This window comes from Mesorhizobium sp. M2A.F.Ca.ET.067.02.1.1, assembly GCF_004023285.1.
Taxonomy (GTDB): domain Bacteria; phylum Pseudomonadota; class Alphaproteobacteria; order Rhizobiales; family Rhizobiaceae; genus Mesorhizobium.
In genome coordinates this window covers 1-7,864 of the sequence record NZ_RZSB01000239.1, presented here as the reverse complement: position 1 = coordinate 7,864, position 7,864 = coordinate 1, and the positions used below count along the sequence as shown (strand labels likewise).

The window sequence follows — 7,864 nt, the reverse complement described above, 5'->3', positions numbered from 1 at the left end:
CGTATAGGGCGCGCAACTGGCTGTGATGACGACGTCGCCCGGCTCGAGCTGCGACAGCGCCTCGGCGACGCCGAGGCGCGGCGCATCGAGCAGAGCCACGTCCGAGCGCACCATGCCCAGGCAATAGGTGAGGAAGCTCGCCAGCGAATGGAACTGACGAACGCCATGCACGCGCACACGCCGCGCTTCGGCCAGCAGCGCGACCGCGCCCTTCAGCGAGGCGCTGTCCAACTGGCCCAGGAAGCCGTCGACATTCGCCGCCGTTTCGCGTGCCAGCCGCTCGAAGACCTCGACTTCGGCGCCGCCTGCCGAAGGCGTCGTCATCAGCCTTCCGGCCTGGCGACTGTAGAAATATTGCTGGTCGTCAGCGATCGCCTTGCGGAAGACGGCCTGGAAATCGCTGAAACCTTCGAAGCCGAGACGCTTCGCCAGTCTCGTCAGTGTCGACGGATTGATGCCGAATTGATCAGCGAGTTCCGAGATCGTGCGGACCGCCGATTGTTCGGGCGCCTCGACAAGCTTGGCGAAGACATCATGCGCCTTGGAGCCGAGGGAAAAACCCGCTTCGTCGCGGCCGACCGAGAGCGCCAACGCCCTCAGATCCTCGATGGTGCGCGGCGGCTCCGCGACGGCTTCCTCTGGCATTGTTTCCCGCTCACCCCGCGACAGGGACCAGCCCATCCCGCATGTCGAAGCGCACTGCTTCGTGTGCCGCATCGTAGACAGCCCACTCGACCTTGTCAGCCCCGACGCGGAAGACGGCGCTGGCAAGCGTGTTCTCGACATCGCTGTCGGCCGGGTCGGTGCGATAGATCGGCAGCTCCGGGTCGGCCGCGTCCCACAAGATGCCGAGTGCGCGGCGTTGCGGCTCGGACTGAGGCGTCTCATTCAGCAGCGCTTCGCCTCGTCGCTGGCGCACACCGGACGAACCGGTGACGATCTGCGACATGCGCCCGGTGTCGGCATGGATCAGGTGGTTCGAGTGGACACGCGCCGCCTCGACGCGATCGACCGATAGCGCCTGCGCGGTGAACTCGACGCTGAGCAGCCGCTCGTCGCAGGCCTGGGCCAGGGTCAGGTGAAAGGCGCCGGCGCGGGGCACCGATTTGAGCAGGGCCAGCGCTGCGTCGAGGTCCGGTGCGTCGAGCACTGCGCGGGCGAGCACCATGCGCGGCGCTCCTGCGCCGCCGGCCAGCGGCCTGGTGTTGTTGACCGTCTGCACCAGCCTCGCTGACGTGGCCGCGAATGTGTGGCCGGGCAGCGAGCCGGGATAGACGAAGGCTGTGAATTGATTGCCGCCTTCGGACGTCACATGGGCCAGCGCGCAATGGCCGGCGAAGTCCGGGTCGCCGTCCTCGTTGTGGCCGATGACATGCGGGGACCCCGGTAACTGCACCGTCGTGCAGCCATCGGGCGCCATTGCCCAGATGTCGCCGCGGCAGTTCCACAGGAAGACGTCGTCGAAAGCCAATTCAAGTCCGTCGGCGAGGCCCTGCAGCTCGGCCCAGTATCGGGGGAACCGCTCCCGCACAATCGTCGCCATCATGCCGATGCGTGGATCGGCGCGCCGAGCGTTTAGCTCGCGCCATGCGGCGGACGTCTGGAAATGGTCGTTGAGCGCCGCTCGGCCGAAGTGCCCGAGAGCAGCCCCGACGTCGTAGGGCGGCCCCGAGACATCGATGAAGGAAAGCCGGCGGCCGGCGTCATGCGACATGCTGCAGAAACTCTTTCAAGCGAGGATTTTGCGGGTTTGCAAGCAGCTCCCGCGGTTCTCCGTCAACAGCGATCTTGCCGCCTTCCATGAAGATCAGCCTGGTCCCGACCTTGCGGGCAAAGGCCATCTCATGGGTGACAACGATCATCGTCATGCCTTCCTCGGCCAGCGCCTGCATCACGCGCAGCACCTCGTGCCTTAGTTCAGGATCGAGCGCCGAGGTCGGCTCGTCGAACAGCATCAGCTTCGGCTTGACGGCAAGCGCGCGCGCAATGGCGACGCGCTGCTGCTGGCCGCCCGAAAGCTCGCTCGGATAGTGATGTGCCCGTTCGGCAAGACCGACCTTGGCGAGCATTTCCAGCGCCTGCTTGCGTGCCTCCTGTCGCGTCTCGCCACGCACGCGGCGCGGACCGAAGGCGACGTTTTCCAGCGCCGTCATCTGCGGAAACAGGTTGAACTGCTGGAAGACCATGCCGGCTTCCTGGCGGATCAGGCGGACCTTGCGGCCGCCGGATTTGACACTGATGCCGTCAACGACGAGGTCGCCGCCATTGATCTCCTCCAGCGCATTGATGCAGCGAAGCAGCGTCGACTTGCCGGAGCCGGAGGGGCCGATCAGCACCACCTTCTCGCCGGGCTCGATCGACAGATCGACCTGATCGAGGATGGTAACCTGGCCGAAGCGCTTGGTGACTTTGTTGAACGCCACGATGCTCACAGGATGCGCATCCTCTTTTCGGTCAGCCGCAGGATGAGCGTAAGCGTGCCGGTCATGATCAGGTAGAACATCGCCACAGCCGACCATATCTCGACGGCACGGAAGTTGGCCGCCATGATTTCCTGGCCTTGCCGGGTGAGCTCGCCGACGCCGATGACGATGAACAGAGAGGTATCCTTCAGGCTGACGATGAACTGGTTGCCGAGCGCCGGTATCATGCGGCGGAAGGCAAGCGGGCCGATGATGTAGAAAAGCACTTTCCAGAACGGCAGGCCGAGCGCCAGGCCGGCCTCGCGCAAGCCGCGATGGACGGAAAGGAAGGCGCCGCGCACGATCTCGGCGATATAGGCACCCGCATTGATGATGATCGCCATGATCGCCGCCGCCAGCGGATTGATGCGGACATCTGCCAGGATCGGCAGCGCGAAATAGATGAACATCACCTGCACGATGATCGGCGTGCCGCGAATGATCTCGATATAGATCATGGCGATGGCGTTGAGCACGATGTTGCCATAGGCGCGCGCCAGCCCGGCGGTGAAGCCGATGACGAGGCCGCCGGCAAGCCCGGCGAGCGCGATCATCACGGTGAGGCGGGCGCCCTTCAACAGCTCGGGCAAGGCCTGCCAGATGACGGACCAGTCGAAATCCATGAGAGCCAACCTTCAGGGAAGGCACGCCGGCCATGCCGGCGCGCCGGGAGATCCAACGGGAAACCGGTGATCAGCTCTTCGGCGGCTCGGTGCCGAACCACTTCTTGTAGATGTCGGCGTAAGTGCCGTTGGTCTTCAGTTTGGCAATGGAAGCATTGACCTTGGCGACGAGCGGGCTGCCCTTTGGGAAGGCGATGCCATATTGCTGCGCCATCATCTGCGGGCCGACGGTCTTCACTTTCCCTTGGCCGTTGGTCTTGATGTAGTAGAGCACGTTCGGAGTGTCGTGCATGGCGGCGTCGGCGCGGCCGGTCGCGACCTCGAGATAGGCGTTGTCGCTGTTCGGGAACAGGCGCAGTTCCGTGCCCTCGAAATGTTCCTTGGCATAGTCGGTCGCCGACGTGCCGGTCTTCACGGCAAGCGTCTTGCCGACGAGATCATCCGGACCCTTGATCGTGCTATCGACCGGCACCATCAGAAGGAAGCCGCTGTCGTAATAGCCGTCAGAGAAGTCGATGACCTTCTTGCGCTCGTCCTTGATGGTGATGCCGGCCAGGCCGACATCGACCTGCTTGGTCTGCAGCGCCGGGATGATGCCGTTGAAGTCCATCGGCTGAAGTGTGTAGGTCACGCCGATATCCTTGGCGATCTCGGCCCACAGGTCGATGTCGAAGCCGACATATTTGTCGCCTTCCTTGAACTCAAACGGAACGAAGGCGGTGTCGGTCGCGACGATCAGGTCGTCGGCGAAGGCCGGCTGGCCGAAAGTGAGCGTTGCCGCGACGGCCGCGGCGGCGGTGAGGCTTGCGAGTGCGAACTTCATTTTTCGGGTTCCCCTTTTTGTTGGATTGCCCGTGAAGCGTAACACCGTCGATCCGGTGGTGCAAATCATAAATGCATCATGATACAAGATGCACTTCATATTTGCAAAGTGCCGACGCATTAGGCATCCGACCACTGGGTTCGCAACGCGTCCGCGTCAGCGAGCGTGAGCCCGCAGGGTTCGACTGCCAGCCTTGTGGCCAAGACGAGATCCTGGTTTCCGGAAGCCAGCGTCCCATTAGGGAGAAAAAGATTGTTCTCGAAACCAACGCGTGCATGTCCGCCGAGCAGAGCAGCGGCCGTCACGCAGGCTGCTTCCTGGTCGCCGAAAGCGCAGACCATCCAGTGCCTCGCTGCGGGGATGCCAGGCGCCAGGAAGGGGAGCAGGTCGGCGGGCCGGGACGTCTGCCCGACCGTATAGCGGCCGAGGACATAGAGGACCGGCAGATTGTCGAAGGGGACCAGGCCGCGACCCGCCAGCGCCGCGAGATAGCTCGCCTCCTCGGGCGTATAAAGGATGATCTGCGGCGTGACTTTTTCCACGCGCAGCGTTTCGAGAAACGAGGCGAAAGCCGCTTCATGCGTCGGGTTGGGCACGAGCTCGCGCAAGGCCAGCGAAACCGCCTCGGGGCGGACTTCCAGCACCACCCGCATCTGCTCCTCGGGCCGATAGATACCCAGCGCCTCGCTGGTGATCTGGAGAACGAGCCTGTCGCCGACGCTGGCCCTGATCGCCGCGGTCGCGGCCCGATAGGCATCGGCGTCGAGCAGATGGCGTCCGTCGCGGTCGCGGACATGGACATGGATCATGGCGGCGCCGGCCTCGAGCGAGGTGGCGGCCACATCAGCCAACTCAACTGGGGTGATCGGCAGGGCCGGGTGATCGGCTTTGGTGCGCCGGCCACCGTTGGGCGCCACGGCGATCGCCAGGCGATTCTGGTTCGGCATCGACTGCTCCATTTGTTGCATATTGATAATCTATGCAACATATATTGCACGATCATCCATTCGCGTCTATGGTCGTGGCATGATCCGCGCGCCACTTACCGATGCCATTGTCGAGGCCTTCGACAGCTTGCCCTCGCAGTTGCAGGACGCGGCCCGCTATCTTTTGGACAATCCCGAGGACGTCGCGCTGTTGTCGATGCGCGAGCAGGCGCGTCGTGCCGGTCTGCAGCCCTGGACGATGGTGCGTCTCGCCAAGCGGCTGGGCTTCGACGGCTACGAGCCTCTGCGCTCGCTCTACGCCAATGCGATGCGGCAGGGTGAGCTCGGCTTTGCCGGCAAAGCCGGCGCGCAGCTCGCGCACCAGCAGGAGGTCGGCGACCGCGCGTTGGCCGCCGAGATGGTGCGGTCGCTGGCGGATCAGATCGCTCGACAGGGCGAGCCCGAACAGCTCGACGCGCTTGCCACGGCGGCCGAGCGGCTCTACGCAGCACGCCGAATATTCTGCCTCGGGCTGCGCTCCAGCCATCCGGTCGTCGCGCATTTTTCCTATGTCATGTCCTTCCTCGGCGAGAAGGCGGTAATGCTGGACGGTGCCTCGGGAACTGGCACCGACGCCATCCGCCTCGCGACCGCCGAAGACGTCCTGTTTGTGGTCAGCGTCGCTCCCTACACCAGGCTCACCGTCGATCTTGCCCGCCGCGCCGCGGCGGATGGCGTGCCGGTCATCGCGCTGACCGACAGTGCCGTGTCGCCGCTCGTCGGGCTGGCGGCCCTGTCGGTGCTGGTGCCGACGGAAAGTCCGTCCTTCTTCCATGCCATGGCGCCGGCCTTCGTCGTCGGCGAGATCCTCGTGGCGCTGGTCGCCGGCAAAGGCGGGGACAAGGCGCTGGCCGCCATCCGCCGCACCGACGACCAGCTCTCGCAACTCGACATCCACATCTTGCCGCCGCGCGGCCGGAGGAAATCATGACCCATATCCTGCATCGCCAGATCAACGCTGTGCTGCCGGTCGCCAGCGGCGGCAAGGGCATCGAGCTCTTCGACAGCAATGGGCGCGCCTATATCGACGCCTCCGGCGGCGCCGCGGTTTCCTGCCTCGGCCACGGCCATCCCGATATCATCGCCGCCATGCATCGGCAGGCCGACACGCTTGCCTACGCCCACACCAGCTTCTTCACCAGCGACGTCGCCGAAGCGCTTGCCGACCGGCTCGTCGCCGACGCGCCGGCCGGCATCAGCCATGCCTATTTCGTCTCAGGCGGTTCGGAGGCGGTCGAGGCGGCGCTCAAGATGGCGCGGCAATATTTCGTCGAGATCGGACAACCGCAGCGCCGCAACATCATCGCGCGCAAGCAGAGCTACCACGGCAACACGCTTGGCGCGCTGGCGACCGGCGGCAACGAGTGGCGCCGCGCCCAGTTCCGGCCGCTGCTCATCGAGACGCACCACATCGATCCCTGCTTCGCCTACCGCTTCCAGGAGACCGGCGAGACCGACCAGGACTATGCCGCTCGCGCTGCGCAGGCGCTGGAGAACAAGCTCATCGAGCTCGGACCGGAGACGGTCATAGCCTTCGTCGCCGAGACGGTGGTCGGGGCGACAGCGGGCGCGGTGCCACCGGTGGCGGATTATTTCCGACGCATCCGTGAGATCTGCGATCGTTACGGCGTCCTCCTGATCCTCGACGAGGTGATGTGCGGCATGGGCCGCACCGGCACGCTGCACGCGTGCGAGCAGGATGGCGTCGCTCCCGACCTGATGACAATCGCCAAGGGGCTTGGCGGCGGCTATCAGCCGATCGGCGCGGTGCTGCTCAGCCGCAAGATCTTCGACGCCTTCGCGAATGGTTCGGGCATCTTCCAGCACGGCCACACCTATATCTGCCATCCGATGGCCTGTGCCGCCGCACTCGCCGTTCAGGACGTCATTGCCCGCGACAGGCTGCTCGACAATGTGAAGGCGATGGGTGCGCATCTGGCGCGCAGGCTCGGCGAGCGCTTCGGCAACCATCCTCATATCGGCGACATTCGCGGGCGCGGCCTATTCATGGGCATCGAGCTGGTGGAGGATCGTTCCACCAAGCAGCCTTTCGATCCGAAGCGGAAGCTGCATGCGCGCATCAAGAAGGCGGCCATGGCGAACGGCCTTCTGGTCTACCCGATGGGCGGCACGATCGACGGAGCCAGTGGTGACCACGTGCTGCTCGCGCCACCCTTCATCTGCGATGTCGCAGCCATCGACGCGATCGTCGAGCGTCTCGGCGATGCCATCGGCCAGGCATTGCGAAGCTAACCAATCAGCCGATCAGTTCGTCGGGCCAAGCCGGTCGCGCGGTTCACAGCGGGATGAGCGGCGCGACCTCGCGGTCGGACGGCCGCTCGCTCGCCGCCAGGCCGGCAAGCACGCCGGCGCGATCGGCCGCGTTGCGGTTCTGGCTCATCTTGCGCTTGCCTTCGAGCTTCGTGATCGGCATGCGCAGGCCGACTATGCCCTTCAGCTGCGACTGGATGAAATCCGCAGGCGCGTCCGACACGGCCCAGGGTGCGGCGCGCTCGCCTTCATGCAGGTTGGTCAGGCGGGTCACCACCTCGAGCAGCCGGTCGGCGTCCTCGAAGAACTCGATCGGCCCATGGGCGTGGACGGCGACGTAATTCCAGGTAGGCACCACCTTCCCGGTCTCCTGCTTGGTCTGGTACCAGGCCGGCGTCACATAGGCGTCCGGTCCCATGAAGATCGCCAGGCCGTCGCCCAGGGCCGGCACGCGCCAGTGCGGGTTTGCCTTCGCGACATGGCCGTAGATGACGCCGTGCTCGCCTTCGCTGTCATCGAGGAAAAGCGGCAGCGGCGTCGCCAGCGGTCCTTCCGCCGTGGCGGTGACCAGCGTCGCCAGCCGCGCGGCACGGATCGTTGCCGTGAGGCTCTCCCTGTCGTCGTCGCGGAAGGCGGGTGGCGTGTACATCGCAAAACTCCTTGCGGCATAAAATGCCTGAAATCCGGCCTGCTTAGAAC

At 65.0% G+C, this 7,864-nt stretch carries 9 protein-coding genes; 2 read left to right on the top strand and 7 right to left on the bottom strand.

All coding sequences use genetic code 11. From position 1 onward, the window contains the following. The 6 genes from EOA28_RS17535 to EOA28_RS17510 all read right to left on the bottom strand — a co-directional run. The coding region (locus tag EOA28_RS17535; protein ID WP_148670745.1) for a MurR/RpiR family transcriptional regulator at positions 1–645 on the bottom strand (645 nt) is incomplete at its 3' end. 10 nt (positions 646–655) lie between these two features. Then, entirely contained in the window at positions 656–1,714 is a 1,059-nt protein-coding gene (locus tag EOA28_RS17530) for a C45 family peptidase (protein WP_127386350.1), read from the bottom strand. After that, positions 1,704–2,432: a glutamine ABC transporter ATP-binding protein GlnQ gene (gene glnQ / locus EOA28_RS17525; RefSeq protein WP_126061996.1), complete on the bottom strand. Its 729-nt coding sequence runs from the start codon at positions 2,430–2,432 to the stop codon at positions 1,704–1,706. The genes EOA28_RS17530 and glnQ overlap by 11 nt, the downstream gene beginning before the upstream one ends. Further along, a complete protein-coding gene (glnP, locus tag EOA28_RS17520) occupies positions 2,429–3,085 on the bottom strand; it encodes a glutamine ABC transporter permease GlnP (protein WP_127251720.1) in 657 nt (218 codons plus the stop codon). The genes glnQ and glnP overlap by 4 nt, the downstream gene beginning before the upstream one ends. A 70-nt stretch (positions 3,086–3,155) precedes the next feature. Beyond that, positions 3,156–3,908 (bottom strand): glutamine ABC transporter substrate-binding protein GlnH, encoded by a 753-nt coding sequence (gene glnH, locus EOA28_RS17515; RefSeq protein ID WP_127251719.1) that lies wholly within the window; start codon positions 3,906–3,908, stop codon positions 3,156–3,158. Positions 3,909–4,027: 119 nt separating this feature from the next. Continuing rightward, positions 4,028–4,855: a 3-keto-5-aminohexanoate cleavage protein gene (locus EOA28_RS17510; RefSeq protein WP_127251718.1), complete on the bottom strand. Its 828-nt coding sequence runs from the start codon at positions 4,853–4,855 to the stop codon at positions 4,028–4,030. 79 nt (positions 4,856–4,934) lie between these two features. Between EOA28_RS17510 and EOA28_RS17505 the strand changes: the two genes are divergently transcribed. Together EOA28_RS17505 and EOA28_RS17500 are read left to right on the top strand one after the other, a co-directional pair. Beyond that, positions 4,935–5,825 carry a MurR/RpiR family transcriptional regulator gene (locus EOA28_RS17505; RefSeq protein WP_127251717.1) on the top strand — a complete coding sequence of 297 codons (891 nt, stop codon included), beginning with the start codon at positions 4,935–4,937 and terminating at the stop codon, positions 5,823–5,825. Beyond that, the gene (locus EOA28_RS17500) at positions 5,822–7,147 is read left to right on the top strand and encodes an aspartate aminotransferase family protein (RefSeq protein ID WP_127251716.1); all 1,326 of its coding nucleotides are present in this window, start codon (positions 5,822–5,824) and stop codon (positions 7,145–7,147) included. The genes EOA28_RS17505 and EOA28_RS17500 overlap by 4 nt, the downstream gene beginning before the upstream one ends. Positions 7,148–7,190: 43 nt before the next feature. Here the strand turns inward: EOA28_RS17500 and EOA28_RS17495 are convergent, their stop codons facing one another. Beyond that, a complete protein-coding gene (locus EOA28_RS17495) occupies positions 7,191–7,814 on the bottom strand; it encodes an FMN-binding negative transcriptional regulator (RefSeq protein ID WP_127251715.1) in 624 nt (207 codons plus the stop codon). Positions 7,815–7,864: the final 50 nt, after the last annotated feature.